Source organism: Mesorhizobium sp. M1329, assembly GCF_040318035.1.
Classification (GTDB): domain Bacteria; phylum Pseudomonadota; class Alphaproteobacteria; order Rhizobiales; family Rhizobiaceae; genus Mesorhizobium.
Genome location: NZ_JAMYLN010000003.1, coordinates 189,609 through 205,176 on the forward strand (window position 1 = coordinate 189,609; position 15,568 = coordinate 205,176).

At 64.7% G+C, this 15,568-nt stretch carries 18 protein-coding genes; 7 read left to right on the forward strand and 11 right to left on the reverse strand.

Annotated elements, in window-relative coordinates; genetic code table 11:
• Positions 1–65 precede the first annotated feature (65 nt).
• Genes NKH21_RS04530 through moaB form a run of 3 tightly spaced genes read left to right on the forward strand, consistent with a single transcriptional unit; the run spans position 66 to position 1,709 of the window.
• A complete protein-coding gene (locus tag NKH21_RS04530; RefSeq protein WP_292665400.1) occupies positions 66–251 on the forward strand; it encodes a hypothetical protein in 186 nt (61 codons plus the stop codon).
• 26 nt (positions 252–277) lie between these two features.
• A complete protein-coding gene (locus tag NKH21_RS04535; protein ID WP_352660894.1) occupies positions 278–1,180 on the forward strand; it encodes a 4-(cytidine 5'-diphospho)-2-C-methyl-D-erythritol kinase in 903 nt (300 codons plus the stop codon).
• Positions 1,167–1,709, forward strand: coding sequence for a molybdenum cofactor biosynthesis protein B (gene moaB, locus NKH21_RS04540; RefSeq protein WP_352489568.1), 543 nt, complete (start codon positions 1,167–1,169; stop codon positions 1,707–1,709). The genes NKH21_RS04535 and moaB overlap by 14 nt, the downstream gene beginning before the upstream one ends.
• 33 nt (positions 1,710–1,742) lie before the next feature.
• Here the strand turns inward: moaB and NKH21_RS04545 are convergent, their stop codons facing one another.
• Together NKH21_RS04545 and NKH21_RS04550 are read right to left on the reverse strand one after the other, a co-directional pair.
• Entirely contained in the window at positions 1,743–2,717 is a 975-nt protein-coding gene (locus tag NKH21_RS04545; RefSeq protein WP_352660891.1) for a phytanoyl-CoA dioxygenase family protein, read from the reverse strand.
• Between the two features lie 189 nt (positions 2,718–2,906).
• Positions 2,907–3,410 (reverse strand): glycosyltransferase, encoded by a 504-nt coding sequence (locus NKH21_RS04550; RefSeq protein ID WP_352661321.1) that lies wholly within the window; start codon positions 3,408–3,410, stop codon positions 2,907–2,909.
• A 151-nt stretch (positions 3,411–3,561) separates the two neighbouring features.
• Here NKH21_RS04550 and NKH21_RS04555 point away from each other — a divergent pair, with 151 nt between their 5' ends.
• Both NKH21_RS04555 and rnhB read left to right on the forward strand, forming a co-directional pair.
• Positions 3,562–4,716 (forward strand): PA0069 family radical SAM protein, encoded by a 1,155-nt coding sequence (locus NKH21_RS04555; RefSeq protein ID WP_254818651.1) that lies wholly within the window; start codon positions 3,562–3,564, stop codon positions 4,714–4,716.
• Between the two features lie 166 nt (positions 4,717–4,882).
• A complete protein-coding gene (gene rnhB / locus NKH21_RS04560; protein WP_352660888.1) occupies positions 4,883–5,578 on the forward strand; it encodes a ribonuclease HII in 696 nt (231 codons plus the stop codon).
• Positions 5,579–5,636: 58 nt separating this feature from the next.
• Here rnhB and NKH21_RS04565 read toward each other — a convergent pair whose 3' ends face one another.
• From NKH21_RS04565 to NKH21_RS04595, 7 genes are all read right to left on the reverse strand, one after another.
• Positions 5,637–6,128 (reverse strand): F0F1 ATP synthase subunit B, encoded by a 492-nt coding sequence (locus NKH21_RS04565; protein ID WP_023674071.1) that lies wholly within the window; start codon positions 6,126–6,128, stop codon positions 5,637–5,639.
• A gap of 10 nt (positions 6,129–6,138) precedes the next feature.
• Positions 6,139–6,720, reverse strand: a complete 582-nt coding sequence (locus tag NKH21_RS04570; protein WP_352469058.1) for a F0F1 ATP synthase subunit B — start codon at positions 6,718–6,720, stop codon at positions 6,139–6,141.
• 81 nt (positions 6,721–6,801) lie between these two features.
• Positions 6,802–7,026 (reverse strand): F0F1 ATP synthase subunit C, encoded by a 225-nt coding sequence (locus NKH21_RS04575; protein WP_006206606.1) that lies wholly within the window; start codon positions 7,024–7,026, stop codon positions 6,802–6,804.
• A 66-nt stretch (positions 7,027–7,092) separates the two neighbouring features.
• Positions 7,093–7,851, reverse strand: a complete 759-nt coding sequence (locus NKH21_RS04580; RefSeq protein WP_352660885.1) for a F0F1 ATP synthase subunit A — start codon at positions 7,849–7,851, stop codon at positions 7,093–7,095.
• A 70-nt stretch (positions 7,852–7,921) separates the two neighbouring features.
• On the reverse strand, positions 7,922–8,320 hold the full coding sequence (locus NKH21_RS04585) for an AtpZ/AtpI family protein (RefSeq protein WP_352661318.1): 399 nt from the start codon (positions 8,318–8,320) through the stop codon (positions 7,922–7,924).
• Positions 8,321–8,575: 255 nt separating this feature from the next.
• Entirely contained in the window at positions 8,576–9,760 is a 1,185-nt protein-coding gene (locus tag NKH21_RS04590) for a cell wall hydrolase (protein WP_352660883.1), read from the reverse strand.
• Positions 9,761–9,867: 107 nt separating this feature from the next.
• Positions 9,868–11,187 (reverse strand): MFS transporter, encoded by a 1,320-nt coding sequence (locus NKH21_RS04595; protein WP_352660880.1) that lies wholly within the window; start codon positions 11,185–11,187, stop codon positions 9,868–9,870.
• 120 nt (positions 11,188–11,307) lie between these two features.
• Between NKH21_RS04595 and NKH21_RS04600 the strand changes: the two genes are divergently transcribed.
• Complete coding sequence (locus tag NKH21_RS04600) at positions 11,308–12,225, forward strand: LysR substrate-binding domain-containing protein (RefSeq protein WP_352863231.1); 918 nt, start codon at positions 11,308–11,310, stop codon at positions 12,223–12,225.
• 14 nt (positions 12,226–12,239) lie between these two features.
• On the opposite strand, the gene der is transcribed toward NKH21_RS04600, so the two are convergent.
• Both der and NKH21_RS04610 read right to left on the reverse strand, forming a co-directional pair.
• Positions 12,240–13,673 (reverse strand): ribosome biogenesis GTPase Der, encoded by a 1,434-nt coding sequence (der, locus tag NKH21_RS04605; protein ID WP_352660874.1) that lies wholly within the window; start codon positions 13,671–13,673, stop codon positions 12,240–12,242.
• 6 nt (positions 13,674–13,679) lie between these two features.
• The gene (locus tag NKH21_RS04610; RefSeq protein WP_023674063.1) at positions 13,680–14,345 is read right to left on the reverse strand and encodes a tetratricopeptide repeat protein; all 666 of its coding nucleotides are present in this window, start codon (positions 14,343–14,345) and stop codon (positions 13,680–13,682) included.
• A 204-nt stretch (positions 14,346–14,549) separates the two neighbouring features.
• Here NKH21_RS04610 and NKH21_RS04615 point away from each other — a divergent pair, with 204 nt between their 5' ends.
• The gene (locus NKH21_RS04615; RefSeq protein WP_352661315.1) at positions 14,550–15,542 is read left to right on the forward strand and encodes a polysaccharide deacetylase family protein; all 993 of its coding nucleotides are present in this window, start codon (positions 14,550–14,552) and stop codon (positions 15,540–15,542) included.
• Positions 15,543–15,568 lie beyond the last annotated feature (26 nt).

The window sequence follows — 15,568 nt, forward strand, 5'->3', positions numbered from 1 at the left end:
TCTAGCATAAATCATCAACCGACCCGACCGGCCGCTCCGCCGGCCTTGCGAGGGAGGAGTTTGACATGCCGCAGATCATTTTCTTCGCCGTCGTCGGCATTGCCGCCTATTTCGGCTACCGCTCCTTCGTCAGGGAAGCCGAGCGGGTGACCGCCAAGGTACGTCGGGCCGAAAAGCAGACGGCCAACGGCACAATGGGAACACTGGTCAAGGATCCGAAGACCGGCGAATACCGTCTGGCCAAGGATTGACCGTCGTCCCCCTCGCAGCCGAGCCAATGAATTCCGGGGCCAGCATCCGGGTGTCGCATGCGCATGCCAAGATAAATCTCGCGCTGCACGTCACCGGCCGGCGCGCCGACGGTTATCACACGATCGAAAGCCTGGCCGTGTTCACGCGCTTTGGCGACCGCATCGAGACGGAACTTGCCGACAGCGATGGGTTTTCGGTGTCCGGCAAATACGCCTCCGCAGTACCAGCCGACGACGGCAATCTGGTCGTGAAAGCGCGCGACGCGGTACGGCGCGAGGCCGGTCTCCAGCAGGCGCCGGCTGTCGCCATCAGGCTCGAAAAGAACCTGCCGGTCGCGTCCGGCGTCGGCGGCGGATCGAGCGACGCGGCGGCGGTGCTGCGCGCCCTGGTCCAGACCTGGGGACTTGATGTCGGCGATGCCCAACTGGCGCGGATCGGCCTGTCGCTCGGCGCCGACGTGCCGATGTGCTTGGCAGCCAAGCCGCTGATAGCCCGCGGTATCGGCGACGAGCTGACGCTCGTGCCGGGTTTCCCGGCGCTGGGTCTGGTGCTCGTCAATCCCGGCACTGCCGTCTGGACGGCCGACGTGTTCGAGGCGCTTGGCCGCCGCGACAATGCGGGGCTGCCGCCGCTGCCGCGCAACCTAGACTTCCACAGCATCCGCAACTGGCTGGAGATCACCCGCAACGATCTCGAGCCTGCGGCGCGCGCAATCCAGCCCGCCATCGGCAAGGCGCTTTCCGTGCTGAACAAGGCCGGAGCCGGTTTTGCCCGGATGTCGGGTTCCGGCGCCACCTGCTTCGGCCTGTTCGAGACCGGCAATGTGGCCAAGCGCGCAGCCGTCGATATCCGCGGCCGCCATCCTGACTGGTTTGTCGCAGCGACGCGAAGCGTGACATCGGAGGCTGATGCCCATGGCCAGGATTGACGAGAGCCGCCCCTTCGTTCCCGTGCGCATCGCGGTACTGACCGTTTCCGATACGCGCAGCCTCGCCGATGACAAATCCGGGCAGACGCTGGCCGACCGCATTGCCGAGGCCGGCCATGTCCTGGCCGCCCGCGACATCGTCACCGACGATCGCGACAAGATCCGCGACAAGGTCCTGGGTTGGTCGAGGGACGAAGCGATCGATGTCGTCATCACCACCGGCGGCACCGGCTTCACCGGCCGCGACGTGACGCCGGAAGCGCTGGAGCCGATCTTCGAAAAGCGCATGGACGGCTTTTCCGAAGTGTTCCACCGCATCTCCTACGACAAGATCGGCACTTCGACGATCCAGAGCCGGGCAACTGGCGGCGTCGTCAATGCCACCTTCGTCTTCGTGCTGCCGGGCTCGCCCGGCGCCTGCAAGGACGCCTGGGACGGCATCTTGAAGCCGCAGCTCGACTATCGGCACATGCCCTGCAACTTCGTCGAGATCATGCCGCGCCTGGACGAGCATTTGCGCCGCGGCTGAGACGGAGCGAGGCGTCAGCCGGGCGATCCCGCCTCAGCGAATGACCGGCTCGCCGTGAAACCGGCGGCGCGACGGCGGTGACACGCCGAAGCCGACTTCCATCATCAGCCGCGGCGTGCGCGTCGGCACGGTGCCCATATGGAAGCCGAACGGGTCCTCGACAAAGCCGAGACCGGCCTGCCCGGTCAGCGTGACCGGGCTCTGCTCGCCATAGACGCCCAGCACCTCTTCCGCCGAATGGCCGACCAGAAGCGTCAGCTGGTGCTTCAGGATGCGGCGGTTGTGGGAGCCGCGGACATAGACATGCGGCCCGGTGTCGGCGTCGACCGGCACCAGGTAGAAAAAGAACTTCAGCATGCGCCAGTCGTCGAGGTCGAAATGGTATTTGCCGAGCGAGGCCATGTTCTTGTCGGCGTCGGAGACGCCACCGGTCGGAAAGCTCCACCAGATGCGGGTGGTGATCAGCTTGGCCTGGCTGCCGAGATAGTGCGCTGCGACATCGAGAAGCAGCGGATCGCGCTGCACGGCGACCGCAGCGTTGCAGTCGAGGACCCGCTCGAAATAGTGGCCGCTGAGCAGCGGGCGGCCGAAATGCTTTTCGGCATCTGCGTGTTTTTCCGGCAGGAATTCCAGCCGGCGGTCGAAATTGCCGAAGCATGGCGTGCGCTCGGCGAAGCGGGCAATCTCCTCATGGATGGCGGCTGGCAGCATCAGGCCCGAATAGAGCCCCTCCGTCCGCAGCGCGCCGACGACGGCATCGCGATCGACGCCGGCGAACATCGTTTCAGCGACATTACGCGCCGGCGGAACCGGCTTCGCACCGCGCCAGTGCAGGCGCCGCGCCGGCATGGTGCGGGCCAGCATGAACATCGGCAGCCATGCCGGATTCTCGCGAAGGTCGGACAGATAGGTCGGGATGCGGGCGGCGATGCGGCGCAGCGTGCCGCCGTTTCGTGCGATCGCCTCGAGGCTTGCAGCGCCGGACTTGTCAGGGCTTGAAAGGGTCATCGGCGTCCTCAAAATATCGAGGGAACAGCATCGACGACAGTCGTCGTCACCGCTCCGGCACACCCCAAACCCATTCGCCCGTATCGCTGGGAATGGTAACCCCCGGGCAGATTTTGTGCAATGCACAATAAACGACGACCCGCCAGAAAATTTGCTTGGGCGGGTACCCTGAACCGTCACGGTAAGCCGTCACTTCCGCGGAGCGACCCAGATCTCGGCCTGCAGCCTCCTGGTCGCCAGGCCGCGGGCGATCGCTTCGGCGCTGCGGGCGTTCTTCGACAGTGCCGCGGCCTGACGCTTGCTGATCACCAGGCCTTCTGCAAGAGCGCGATTTCCGGCAAAGACGCGCGACAGGAACGGCGCGCGGCTGCCGCGTGCCCGCGAGAACCGCGCCGCCATGGTTTGCCTCGCCGTATGGGCGACGACCTCATCGATCCAGCCCTCCCCCAGCCGCGCGCCCGGTTCCAGCAAAAGCAGCCAGTCGCCCTTGGCCTGCCTGATGCCGGCGGCGATGCCGCCGCTGACATAGTGGCAGCCGGCATGTTCGGCGACGCGGTGCGTCTGATCGGTCGAGCCGGTGTCGCAGACGAGAACGTCGCGCACCACGCCTTCGACGGCGCCGCCGATCAGCGAGGCGAGCGTGCGGGCAAGGCCCTCCTCGTCATTCAGGGTTTCGATCAGGACGCTGAGCATGTTTAGCCGAATAGCGGAAAGCAATGGGCAGCGCCAGTTTTTGCCGCGCGCCGCGAGAAAGTTCTTGCTTTGTTCTCATCGATACGATAGGAATACATTCATGAGCAGAGCGATTCGACAGCGGGCGGACAGTCCCTGGGAAAGGGCCAAGATGGAACAGATCGTGCGTGCCGACATTGCCGCCTTCGGCGCTGGCAGGGCCGAGATGGCGAATGCGATGATCGAGCAGAGCGGCATGCGCGTGCGTCCGGACCGCAATCGCGGCAGGTCGGCGGGCATCAATCCGTCCGGCCGTTTCGAGCCGGTCAGCCGGCATGTGTTCGACGATGGCTGGAATTCGCTGGAGGAGCTGCCGCCGTTCAAGACCGAGGTCCAGGTCGAGAAGCCGCGCACTATCATCACGCGCAACGAATCGCCCGACATCTCCTTCGACCGCTCGATCAATCCCTATCGCGGCTGCGAACATGGCTGCGTCTATTGTTTCGCGCGGCCGACGCACAGCTTCATGGGTCTGTCGCCGGGGCTGGATTTCGAATCGAAGCTGTTTGCCAAGCCGGATGCAGCGCGGCTGCTCGACAAGGAATTATCCAGGGATAATTACCAGCCGCGCACCATCGCCATCGGCACCAACACCGATCCCTATCAGCCGATCGAGAAACAATACCGGATCATGCGCGAGATCCTCGAAGTGCTGGAGGCGCGCGGACATCCGGTCGGCATCGTCACCAAATCGGCGCTGGTGACACGGGATATCGACATTCTGTCACGCATGGCCGAACGCGGGCTGGCCAAGGTGGCATTGTCGGTGACAACGCTCGACCGCATGCTGGCGCGCACCATGGAGCCACGCGCGTCGACGCCGACCAAGCGGCTGGAGGCGATCAGGCAGCTTTCGGACGCCGGCATTCCGGCCTCGGTGATGGTCGCGCCGATCATCCCCGGACTGACCGACCCGGAGATGGAGCGCATCCTCGATTCGGCGCAGGCTGCGGGTGCGCGCGAGGCCGGTTATGTGCTGCTGCGCCTGCCGCTGGAGGTCGCGCCGATCTTCAAGGACTGGCTTCTGCGCCATTATCCCGACCGCTATCGCCACGTCATGTCGCTGATCCGTTCGATGCGCGACGGCAAGGACTACGATTCGGAATGGGGCAAGCGCATGAAAGGCTCCGGCCCCTATGCCTGGCAGATCGGCCGGCGCTTCGAGATCGCCGCCAAACGGCTCGGCCTCAATGCCGAGCGGCGCTCGCTCAGGACCGACCAGTTCGTCCCCGCTGCCAAGGCAACCGAGCAGCTGATGCTGCTGTGACAAAGCGTCTCGCGCCAGCCGCTTGAAGCGGCCGGCAGCAGGCGAAAAAATCCCGTCCGGCCTGTCCTGTCCCCGGGCTTCCGACGGTAGCCCCTCCAGGTCCGGTGCCCCGCCCGACCCGGAGGGACTTGCGGAGAATCGGAGCCGATGCGAACCTCGCCGCACCATGGCTCGCCCGCGTTCCGATTCTCCGCTTCTCTTCGAAATCGTCGAGAGACCCGACTTCTCCTTCGAGACGAAGGCGATGGCCGAAGGCCTGTGGCCGGTGGCGGGAACGGACGAGGCCGGCCGCGGCCCGCTCGCCGGGCCGGTCGTGGCGGCAGCGGTCGTTCTCGATCCCGCCAACATCCCCGACGGCCTCGATGATTCCAAGCGGCTGACGCATTTGCAGCGCGAGGCGCTGTTCCTGAAAATCCTCGGCTCCGCACTCGCCGTATCGATGGCCTCGGTCAGCGCCGAAGGCATTGATGCCTCCAACATCCTCAAGGCCAGCCTGGAGGCGATGCGCCGTGCCGTGGCCGGCCTGTCGATCCGGCCGAAGCTGGCGCTGGCCGACGGCCGCGACGTGCCGCCCGGCCTGCCCTGCGAGGGCAAAGCCCTGATCAAGGGCGACCAGCGCTCGCAGTCGATAGCCGCAGCCTCGATCGTCGCCAAGGTGTTGCGCGACCGCATGATGTGCGGCTGCGGCAGCCATCATGCGCGTTACGGCTTCGAACTGCATATGGGCTACGCCACCGTCCGCCATCGGACGGCGATCGATCTGCACGGGCCAGTGGCACGGCTACACCGCGCCTCCTTCGCGCCGTTCCGGTTCGGCGGCACCGAGGTGCTGGAGGAAGAGGGTTTTTCGGACCTGGATTGAGATTGGCGAAAGCGGCTAGGCGCGTATCTCCCCCCTCGAGGGGGAGATTACGCTCCGTTCAGTTCAGCTTCGACTTCAAATCCTGCAGCGAGGCGTTGAACAGATCGGCGCCGGCCTTGGCGTCGATCTTGCCGGCCAGCAGCGCGCGCGCGGCTTCGACCGCGATGTCGACGGCGCTGGCGCGCACTTCGCCAATTGCTTCGCGCTCGGCCTGGCCGATCTTCTGCTCGGCCAAGGCGGTACGCCGGGCGACATAGTCCTCGGTCTTCTTGTGCGCCTCGGCGGCAAGCATGTCGGCTTCGCGCTTGGCGGCGGCGACGATGGCCGCGGCCTCCTGCTCGGCTTCCTTGCGCTTGCGCTGGTATTGGCCGAGCAGCTGCTGGGCCTCTTCGCGCAACCGGCGCGCTTCCTCGAGCTCGGAGCTGATCTTGTCGGCCCGCGCATCGAGCGCCTTGGCGATCATGCCCGGCACCTTGATGTAGATGGCAATGCCGAGGAAGATTACGAGGGCAACGGTTGCCCAAAGCGTCGCGAGAGATGTGGCGTCCATGATGCGCTCCTCACCCGGCCACGGATTTGACCGCGGCCGCGATTTCGGCCTTGCTGGCCTTGCCGCCGACAAGCGCCTCGACGATGGCCGAAGCGGTGTCCTCGGCGATGGTGCCGACTTCCTTCATGGCATTGGCCTTGATGGAAGATATGCGCGCCTCGGCCTCGCCAAGCTTCTGGTCAAGCGCTGCCTCGATCGTCTTGCGGGCAGCTTCGGCTTCCGCCTTAGCCGCATCGTTGGCCTGCTGGCCGATCGCATTGGCCTTGCCCTTGGCTTCCGCCAATTCCTGCTCATAGGCGGCAACGGCGGCATCGGCCTCGCTTTTCAGCCGGGCAGCATGATCGAGATCCTGCGTGATGCGGTCGTTGCGAACGTCGATGATGCCGCCGACGCGCGGCATCACTACCCGTTTCAAGAAGAGGTAGAACAGCCCGAAAGTGATTGCCAGCCACAGCAGCTGTGACGGGTACGTCGCCGGATTGAATGGCGGGAACGTGCCATGCGCCTCGGCAGGCACGCCGGTGGCGGCGTGCGTTTCGCCTTCCGTTGCGGCGGGCGCGGACTCTTGCGCAAAGGCAGATGTCACAAACATGGACTATCCCCGAAATTCAGACCCGCCGCAGGATCGCGGCCGGCCTGTTCAATTCTTCCCAATGTTCAGCCGAACAAGTATTCAGCCGAACAGGGCGAGAAGCGCGATGAGAAGCGAGAAAATACCAAGCGCTTCGGTCACGGCGAAGCCGAAAATCAGGCGGCCGAACTGGCCGTCGGCGGCCGACGGGTTGCGCAGCGCGCCCGCCAGATAGCTGCCGAAGATGTTGCCGAGGCCAATGCCCGCGCCGCCCATGCCGAGGCATGCGATGCCGGCGCCAATGTACTTTGCTGCTTCTGCGTCCATTTATTCAACTCCTTTGGATCTAAAATTCCGTTGCGATTCCATCCGGCGGCAATGCCGGAAACCTTGTCAGTGCCCGGGATGCAGGGCGTCGTTGAGATACATGCAGGTCAGCACGGCAAAGACGTAGGCCTGCAGGAACGCGACCAGCAGCTCCAGCGCAGTCAGCGCCACGGCCATCGCCAGCGGCAGAACCGAGCCCGCTACGCCGACCGCGCCGAGCGCGCTCAGGCTGACGACAAAGCCCGAGAACACTTTCAGCGTGATGTGACCGGCGAGCATGTTGGCGAACAGACGAACCGAGAGGCTGACCGGGCGCGAGACGAAGGAAATCACCTCGATAAGCACCACCAGCGGCAGCAGGTAGACCGGCACGCCATGCGGGACGAACAGCTTCAGGAAGCCAAGGCCGTGCTTGGTGAAGCCGTAGACGACAACCGTTCCGATCACCAGCGCGGCGAGGCCGAAGGTCACGATAATATGGCTGGTGACGGTGAAGAAATACGGGAACAGGCCAAGCAGGTTGGCGACAAGCACGAACATGAACAGCGAGAACACGAAGGGGAAGAACTTCATGCCCTGGGTGCCCGCAGCGTCCCTCAGCATATTGCCGACGAATTCATAGGCCATTTCCGAGACCGACTGTAGGCGGCCGGGAACGAGGCTGCGGCTCGATGTGCTGAGGTAGAGAAACGCCGCCGCCACAGCAACCGTCGCCAGCATGAACAGCGCCGAATTGGTGAAGGACAGGTCGTAACCGCCGATGTGAATCGGAATAAGCGGATGGATCTGGAACTGGTGGATTGGATCGACCTTGTCAGCAGCCACTTTTAAATCCCCATCGAAGCCGCACGCGACTCTACTATCCGTTCATCGCGCCCAGTGAGTGCGCCTTAATTCATTCCTTCGGATCGCGCGATTTCTCGCTTCGTCCGAACTCTGCCATAAGCCCTGCTGAGCGCATGACATTGAGCACGCCGGCGCCAAAACCCAGCAGCAAAAAAACGATCAGACCCCATGGCGTTGTCCCCGCCACACGGTCAATGACCCAGCCGATGCCAGCCCCGACCACTATCCCGGCGATGAACTCGCTGGACAGCTTGAGCGCCTGGCCGTACCCGGCCACACTGCCCGCTTTCGCGTCGTCTTTCCCCTCGAGCCGATCCGGCCGCCTTGTCGCAAGCGATGCTTCAAGGTCGCGCCGGCGGCGCTCAAGATCGTCGTCGCGGATGTCGGCTTCATGCTGCTTGCCGCGACCGGTTTTGCCGGTTCCGTCTGGCCCATTCTTGTCGGCCACGCAACCCCCCTGCCCGGTCAGACCGTCACCGTCCGTCCGCTTCTTAAAGTCGCCGGCAACATAGTTAGAGGGTCCGCGCCCGTCAAGCCACGGGCCGACGTTCAAGCTCAAGTATTTTTCCGTTATAAATCAGCTACTTGCCCGGGTGCGACATCGTGCCCGACACAGTCTCTGGCGGGCCGCGGCCGAATCCCCGCGGCGATGGGTCTTCGATCGGCCGCTCTCCCGCGAAAGACGCAACGGCTGCCCGAGCACTCAGCTCCAGCCGCCGCCATAGGTACGGTAGAAGATGTGCAGGCCGATCCTGGTCATTTTCTGCATCGTCCTCGCCCAGCCCGGATGGACGTAGTTGGCGTAATAATGGGTCGACGAGCCGACTTCCGGAATGAAGATCTTGCCGGCTGTGACGGCCATGGCGACATCCTGTGCGGTCTGGTAGGCGGCGGGGTTGTCGATGCGCTTCTTCCTGCCGTCGCAGGCAAAGGAAAACTGGCAGCGATTGAACCAGTTGTCGTTCTGGTAGACGACGCCGCAGATCGAGTTCGGATAGGCCGGGTTGCGGACCCGGTTGAGGATGACCTGGGCGACGGCGGCCTGGCCACGCACGGATTCGCCGCGCGCCTCGAAATAGATGCCCTTGGCGAGGCAGGCCTGCTCCGGCTTGGAAAAGACGCTCGCCGGCAGCGGCGTCTGCATCCAAGAATGATCGCCCTTGCTCAGCGGCGGAATGAACCGGCCATCGTTCGGGTCCTCGTCCTGCAGCAAGGCCTCAAACGGCGATGCCTGCGCGTAATCGGGAGCGGACGATGCATAGGCGGTCGCCAGCACGTCGGGATGATCGTTGTTGACCAGCGCGGCAAGCATCGCCGGCACGCCGGGATCCGGCTTCTTGTCGACGCGCGCGTGGAAGGCGGCGGCGATCTGGATTTCCTTGCCTTTGATCTCGGGCTTGGCGAAGGCCATCCTCAGGCCGCTGTCCATGCTTGGGCGGAGCAGCGAAGAGGTGCGCTCGAAGATCGAGCCGGCGTTGAAGTTCTTCGGCGGCGAGACAGGCGAGACCTGAATGATGCGGCCCTTCTTGTCGGCGCGCATGATGCGGTCCTCGTCCGGCGTCGTGCCGGCGATGCTGCCCTTGCCGCGAAACGAAACGGCGCCGATGCCGGGCAGTTGGACACCGGAGCCGGAGAGCGAGCCGGTGCTGCTTGAATCGAGGAAGGGCATTTCGGCGGCGTGAACCGAGCCGGCGACGGATTTCTCGACATAGGCGTTCCAGCGGACGCTCGGCGCCTCCAGGCCGGAGACCAGGCTGGTCATGTCCTGATAGGCAACGACACTCGGGAAGCCGATCCAGATACCAAGGCCAATAACGAGCGGAGACAGAAAGGAACGCTTTTTCTCACCGGCGGCGGCGACAAGCCGCGTCAAAACACGTCGATGCACGGAACTCTCCAGAAACGCGACGGACCCCACTGGAGAGCTACAATGATGCATTAACCTTGATGGGGCGTTAACAGCTTAGAACGTTGTTTTCCCATCTCGTGTCGAAGTCAGGCGCTTTTGCGGCCATCGCTTGACGGAAGAAAGATCGGCCAGGCGACCAGCGCGCAAATAGCCGCACCCAGCCAGACGCCTGCCCATGAGCAGAGCACGAGAAGCCCCGGAATGGCGATCGGCACCAGGAAGAAGGCAATGAAAACCAGACTGTTGGCAAGGCCGAGCGCCGTTCCGGCCTGGCTCGCGCCGGCCAGCGTCGCAAGCTCGGTGTAGGCAACGCCGTGCCAGGAGGAGACGCAGATGCCGGCCACGACCAGCACCGCAACGATCGCCGGCGAAAGCATCGGCGCTTGGCCTGACAAGAATTGGGCCGAAAACAAGACGAGCGCCGCAAGCACGGTGAAGGCGGCCACGCTCAGCATGCTGCACAGACGCAGGAACGGCCGGCGGTTGCCATGACGGTCGGTGTAGCGGCCGCTCCAGACGCGCATGACCATGGCGCCGACCTGCACGGCAGCGAGGCTGGCGCTGATCACGGCTGTTCCCATGCCGGCGAAATCATGCAGGAAGACGGAAGCAAAGGTGAGCACCGCCACCTGCGGAAAGCACAGCAGGCCGATGGCTGTTGCGATGCGCCAGACGGCCGGGTTGCGCAGCGGCGCCGGGCCGGCCGGCGATGCCGTGCCGGCCGAATTGGCATCGTCATGCGCCGGCGGCTGATGCAGCCAGCGCCAGGCGAGCGAGGTCGAGACGGCGGATGCAGCCGCCAGAAGTCCGAAGACCGCCGTGAAGCCATGGGCTGAAGCGAGCGATGGCAGCACGAGCGCGCCAAGCCCGCCGCCAAGCGGCACCGCCGTCTGCCTGATGCTCATGGCAAAGCCGCGCTCGCCTTCGCCGAACCAGGCCATGATGGCGCGGCCGCTGGAGCCGTTGACGCTGCCGCCGAGCAATCCGGTGACCAGCAGGGCAGCGGCGAGAAGCGCGATGCCGGGAATGTGGGCCGGTGACGGCACGACCAGCGCGGCCATGACAAGCAGCCAAACCGCGGTTGCGCCGAGCCCTGTCAGCAGCACGCGGCGGTCGCCCCAGCGATCGGTCAGCAGTCCCCACGGCAATTCGCTCAGCGCCACGCCCAGGCCGAGAAGGCCAAGCGCCAGGCCGAGTTCGCCATTGGAGAGCTGATAGCCCGAGCGCAGGAACACCGCCGTCGCCGGAATGCCGGAGAAGGTCGCGGAAAAGCACGCATTGGCGGCGACGCCGATGCCCAGCACCTTCCAGCGATGGGTGGCTCGACGTGCCGCCGCTTCTGACGGGGCGGCAACGGCGGCCGGGCGAAACGGTTTGCAATCTGCTCGTGTGGCGATAGCGGACATGGTTCAGCTCCTGCATGGGTCGGCTGCATTCGGTCTTGACGCGCTGTCTCTACCGCCATAGCTTCGTACTGAATATCAGGAAGTTTTGGATGTAATGTCCCAAATATCAGGATTATTTCCATGCGACGCGTGACATTCGATCTCGACGTCCTGCGCAGCTTCGTCACCGGCATGGAGCTGGGCAGCTTCGCCAAGGCCGCCGACCGGCTCGGCCGCTCGACCTCGGCAATCAGTGCGCAATTGAAGAAGCTGGAGGAGCAGGCGACGACGCCGATCTTCCGCAAATCGGGGCGCGGCCTGGCGCTGACGGACGCGGGCGAGACCATGCTTGCCTACGCGCGGCGGCTGATCGAGCTCAATGACGAGGCCGCCTCCGCCATCCACGATGTCGAGCTGGAGGGTTGGGTGCGGCTTGGGCTACAGGAGGATTTCGGCGAGGCGGTGCTACCGGAGGTGCTCGGGCGCTTCGCCCGCGCCCATCCCAAGGTCAAGATCGAGGCCAGGATCGCACGCAGCCATGAGCTTGCCGAAAGGATCATGTCGGGCAGCCTCGATATCGCGCTTGCCTGGCACAATGGCGCGACGCTGCCCTACAGCCGGCATGTCGCCGACGTCCAGATGCGCTGGATCGGCCCGGCAAAACAGATCGAGACCAGCCTGGGCGATGGCGAGCCGTTGCCGCTGGTGGCGCTCGAAGCGCCGTGCCTGCTGCGTAGCGTGGCGACCGAAACGCTCGACCGCGCCGGCCTGGCATGGCGGATGGCCTTCTCCAGTCCGAGCCTTGGCGGTATCTGGGCAGCCGTTGCCGCCGGGCTCGGACTGACGATCCGCACCGATATCGGCCTGCCGGCCAGCGTCAGGGCGATGACGCCGGAGATCGCCGGGCTGCCCGCCTTGCCCAAGATGGCGCTGTTCCTGCATCGCAAGGAGGCCGAGCTCGACCCGGTAGCGGCGCGGCTTGGCGACATCCTGCTGCAGGCGGCGCTGGAAGCGTTGCCGGAGACGCAAACAGCGCCTGTTCTGCGCAACGTGGCGTAGAGGAGAAGTGGCGCTCAGCGGCGCTTCTTTGCCCTGCCGGCGAAAGGGTTGTCCGAGGTGCGCAAGGCGATACGGATCGGCACGCCTGGCATGTCGAAAGCCTCGCGCAGGCTGTTCGAGAGATAGCGGACGTAGGATTGCGGCATCGCATCCGGCCGTGAGCAGGAGACGACGAAGCCGGGCGGGCGCGTCTTGGCCTGCGTGACATATTTGATCTTCAGCCGGCGTCCGGCGACGGCGGGCGGCGGATGATGCGCCAGGATGCCTTCCAGCCAGCGGTTGAGCTTGCCGGTCGAGACACGGCTGTTCCAAACTCGATGCGTCCTGATGACAGCATCCATCAGCTTGTCGAGGCCACGCCCGGTCTCGGCCGAGACCGGCACCGCCTGCATGCCGCGCGCCTGCGGCAACAGCCGCTCGGTTTTTTCGCGCAGCTCGGCCAGCAACTCCTGGGGATGGTCGATAAGGTCCCATTTGTTGAAGGCGATCACCGGGGCACGGCCCTCGCGGATGATCAGGTCGGCAATCTGCAGATCCTGCTTCTCGAAGGGAATGGTGGCGTCGAGCACAATGATGACGATTTCGGCAAAGCGGATGGCGCGCAAGCCGTCCTGCACCGACATGACTTCGAGCTTTTCGTGGATCCTGGCCTTGCGGCGCATGCCGGCGGTGTCGAACAGCTTTAACCGGCGTCCATGCCAGTCCCAGTCGACCGAGATGGAATCGCGGGTGATGCCGGCCTCGGGGCCGGTCAACAGCCGCTCCTCGCCGATCAGCGCGTTGATCAGCGTCGACTTGCCGGCGTTGGGGCGGCCGACGACGGCGATGCGCATCGGCTTGGTGTCGTCATAGCTCGGCTCTGCGTCCGGGTCGGTGATGTCTTCGCCGATCAGCACCTCGCTGGCGGCGACCTCCTCCTCGCCGGCCTCTTCGTCCTCGCCGAAGGCGCGCGCCTCGCCCAGTGCCGCGATCACCGCGTCGCGCAAATCAGGCAGGCCCTGGCCGTGTTCGGCCGAGACCGGGATCGGCTCGCCAAGGCCGAGCTCCCAGGCCTCCAGCATGCCGCCCTGGGCGCCCCGCGCCTCGGCCTTGTTGGCGACGACGACAACTGGCTTGCCGGACTTGCGCACGATCTCGGCGAAGGTCTTGTCGTCGGGCATCAGCCCGGACTTGGCATCGATTGTGAAAAAGATCAGGTCGGCCTCGCGGATCGCGATCTCGGTCTGGGCGCGCATGCGGCCGGGCAGCGTCGAGGCGGCCGCATCCTCGAAGCCGGCGGTGTCGATGACGTCGAAATGCAGATCGTAGAGTTTTGCGGCATGGACGCGGCGATCGCGGGTGACGCCCGGCGTATCGTCGACAAGCGCCAGCTTCCTTCCCACCAGCCGATTGAAAAGGGTCGATTTGCCGACGTTAGGCCGGCCGATGATGGCGACTTTGAAGGTCATGGAATATCACGACACGCCGCCCGAGCCGCGGATCAGCTCGGACATCAAAGTCGCCCGCTCGCGCGTGTTGCGCGGGGCGCCGTCATCCGCGGCGATCTGGTCGAACAGCTTCAATGCATCCGCCGCCTTGCCTTCCTTCCAGGCGGCAAGGCCAAGCGCTTCGCGCGCCGTATGGCGCAGCGTGTTGGTGTCGGCGGTGAGCGCCTCGACGCGGCTGGAGACATCGGCGAAAGAGCCGTGATCGACCAGCAGCAGCGCGGCCCTGAGGCGCGCCATGTCGCGAATGCCGGAGGGGATCTTGGTGTCGGCGGCGACCTCGTCGAAATCCTTGACGGCGGCGTCGACGTCGCCCTTGTCCGCCTTGACGGTTGCCGCGCGCATACGGGCGAGCAGCGGATAGGCGCCGTAGCCGTCCTTCTCCAACGCCTCCAGAGCGGCAAGCGCCTCGTCGTTCTTGCCGTCATTGGCGAGCTTGAGCGCCTGCGAAAAAGCATCGCCCGAGCGGTTGGCGCGGGTCTCGTCCCAATAGCGGTAGCCGACGACGGCAGCAGTGCCGAGCACCACCAGCACGGCCAGCACGAGCAAGGCGGGACCGAAGCGGTCCCACAGCGCATGCGCCTGGTCGCGACGAATCTCTTCGTTGACTTCGCGGATAAAACTGTCGTCCGACATGGATCAAAACCATTCATGCCCCGGCCGGGGCGGTTGATGAGCCCGCGTTTTAGCGAAATTTTGCCGGCATGGAAGGGGTTCGGCAGGAAAATCGCCTATTCACGAGGCAGTCGCCGCCAAAGGCGGGCGCACAGGTCGATCGTATCCGTGCCATATTTCACCGGTAGGCGGTGCTTCTACATTCCTTGATCCGGTCAGATGCCTTTGCCCCGTTTGTCCCGCGTTATTGCGTTTTCGATTGCCGCGCTTGCTACCGGCGCGGCTTTTGCCGACCCGCCGGCGGCGCCGGCAAAGCCGAAACAGGTCGTCATCATCTCGTTCGACAGTGCCCGGGACATTTCGCAGTGGCAGCGCAGCCGGGCGCTGGCCCAGCGCACCGGTGCGCATTTCACCTATTTCGTCTCCTGCGTGTTCCTGCTGTCGCCGCAGACACGCAAGGAATACACCGCGCCAGGCAAGACAGAAGGCAAATCGAATATCGGCTTCGCCGCCTCCAAACAGGAAGTCGCCGACCGGCTCGAGCAGATCAACCTCGCTGCCTCGGAAGGCCACGATATCGGCAGCCATGGCTGCGGCCATTTCGACGGCAAGGACTGGAGCAAGGCCGACTGGCTGAGCGAGTTCGGCTCGTTCAAGCATATTCTCGAAAACGCCTATTCGATCAACGGCATTGCTCCTGAACCGAAGGGCTGGGGCGATTTCGCGCGCAAGTCGGTGGTCGGGTTCCGCGCGCCTTACCTGTCGGCAAACAAGGCGCTCTACGAGGCGCTGCCCGCGGCCGGTTTCCTGCTCGACGCAAGCGGCGTCTCGAGTGGGCCGGTCAAGCCGCCGACCGTCAACGGCCTCACACGCTTTTCGCTGCCGCAGATTCCGGAAGGGCCGAACTCAAGGCGGGTGATCGCCATGGATTACAATCTCTATGTCAGGCATTCCGGCGGCTTCGAGCGGCCGAGCATGGCGGAAGAGTTCACTGAGCGGACCTATGATGCCTTTCGCGCCGCCTTCGATGCGCAATACCAGAGCAAGCGCATTCCGCTTGAGCTCGGCTTCCACTTCACGCTGATGAACGACGGCGCCTACTGGAACGCGCTCGAACGCTTTGCCGGCGAGGTCTGCGTGATGAAACAAGTCGAGTGTATCAGCTTTCGCGATTATGTTTCGCGGCAAGGCGAACGGCAGGCGGCGGTGGGCGGCTGAGCCCAAGTGATCGCCGCCCGCCATCA

Coding starts and splice junctions, on each gene's coding strand:
- NKH21_RS04610 (WP_023674063.1), bottom strand. CDS start 14,345: ATGTCGGACGACAGTTTTATCCGCGAAGTCAACGAAGAGATTCGTCGC.
- NKH21_RS04570 (WP_352469058.1), bottom strand. CDS start 6,720: ATGTTTGTGACATCTGCCTTTGCGCAAGAGTCCGCGCCCGCCGCAACG.
- der (WP_352660874.1), bottom strand. CDS start 13,673: ATGACCTTCAAAGTCGCCATCATCGGCCGGCCTAACGTCGGCAAATCG.
- NKH21_RS04595 (WP_352660880.1), bottom strand. CDS start 11,187: ATGTCCGCTATCGCCACACGAGCAGATTGCAAACCGTTTCGCCCGGCC.
- rnhB (WP_352660888.1), top strand. CDS start 4,883: ATGGCTCGCCCGCGTTCCGATTCTCCGCTTCTCTTCGAAATCGTCGAG.
- NKH21_RS04545 (WP_352660891.1), bottom strand. CDS start 2,717: ATGACCCTTTCAAGCCCTGACAAGTCCGGCGCTGCAAGCCTCGAGGCG.
- moaB (WP_352489568.1), top strand. CDS start 1,167: ATGGCCAGGATTGACGAGAGCCGCCCCTTCGTTCCCGTGCGCATCGCG.
- NKH21_RS04530 (WP_292665400.1), top strand. CDS start 66: ATGCCGCAGATCATTTTCTTCGCCGTCGTCGGCATTGCCGCCTATTTC.
- NKH21_RS04555 (WP_254818651.1), top strand. CDS start 3,562: ATGGAACAGATCGTGCGTGCCGACATTGCCGCCTTCGGCGCTGGCAGG.
- NKH21_RS04550 (WP_352661321.1), bottom strand. CDS start 3,410: ATGCTCAGCGTCCTGATCGAAACCCTGAATGACGAGGAGGGCCTTGCC.
- NKH21_RS04565 (WP_023674071.1), bottom strand. CDS start 6,128: ATGGACGCCACATCTCTCGCGACGCTTTGGGCAACCGTTGCCCTCGTA.
- NKH21_RS04575 (WP_006206606.1), bottom strand. CDS start 7,026: ATGGACGCAGAAGCAGCAAAGTACATTGGCGCCGGCATCGCATGCCTC.
- NKH21_RS04535 (WP_352660894.1), top strand. CDS start 278: ATGAATTCCGGGGCCAGCATCCGGGTGTCGCATGCGCATGCCAAGATA.
- NKH21_RS04600 (WP_352863231.1), top strand. CDS start 11,308: ATGCGACGCGTGACATTCGATCTCGACGTCCTGCGCAGCTTCGTCACC.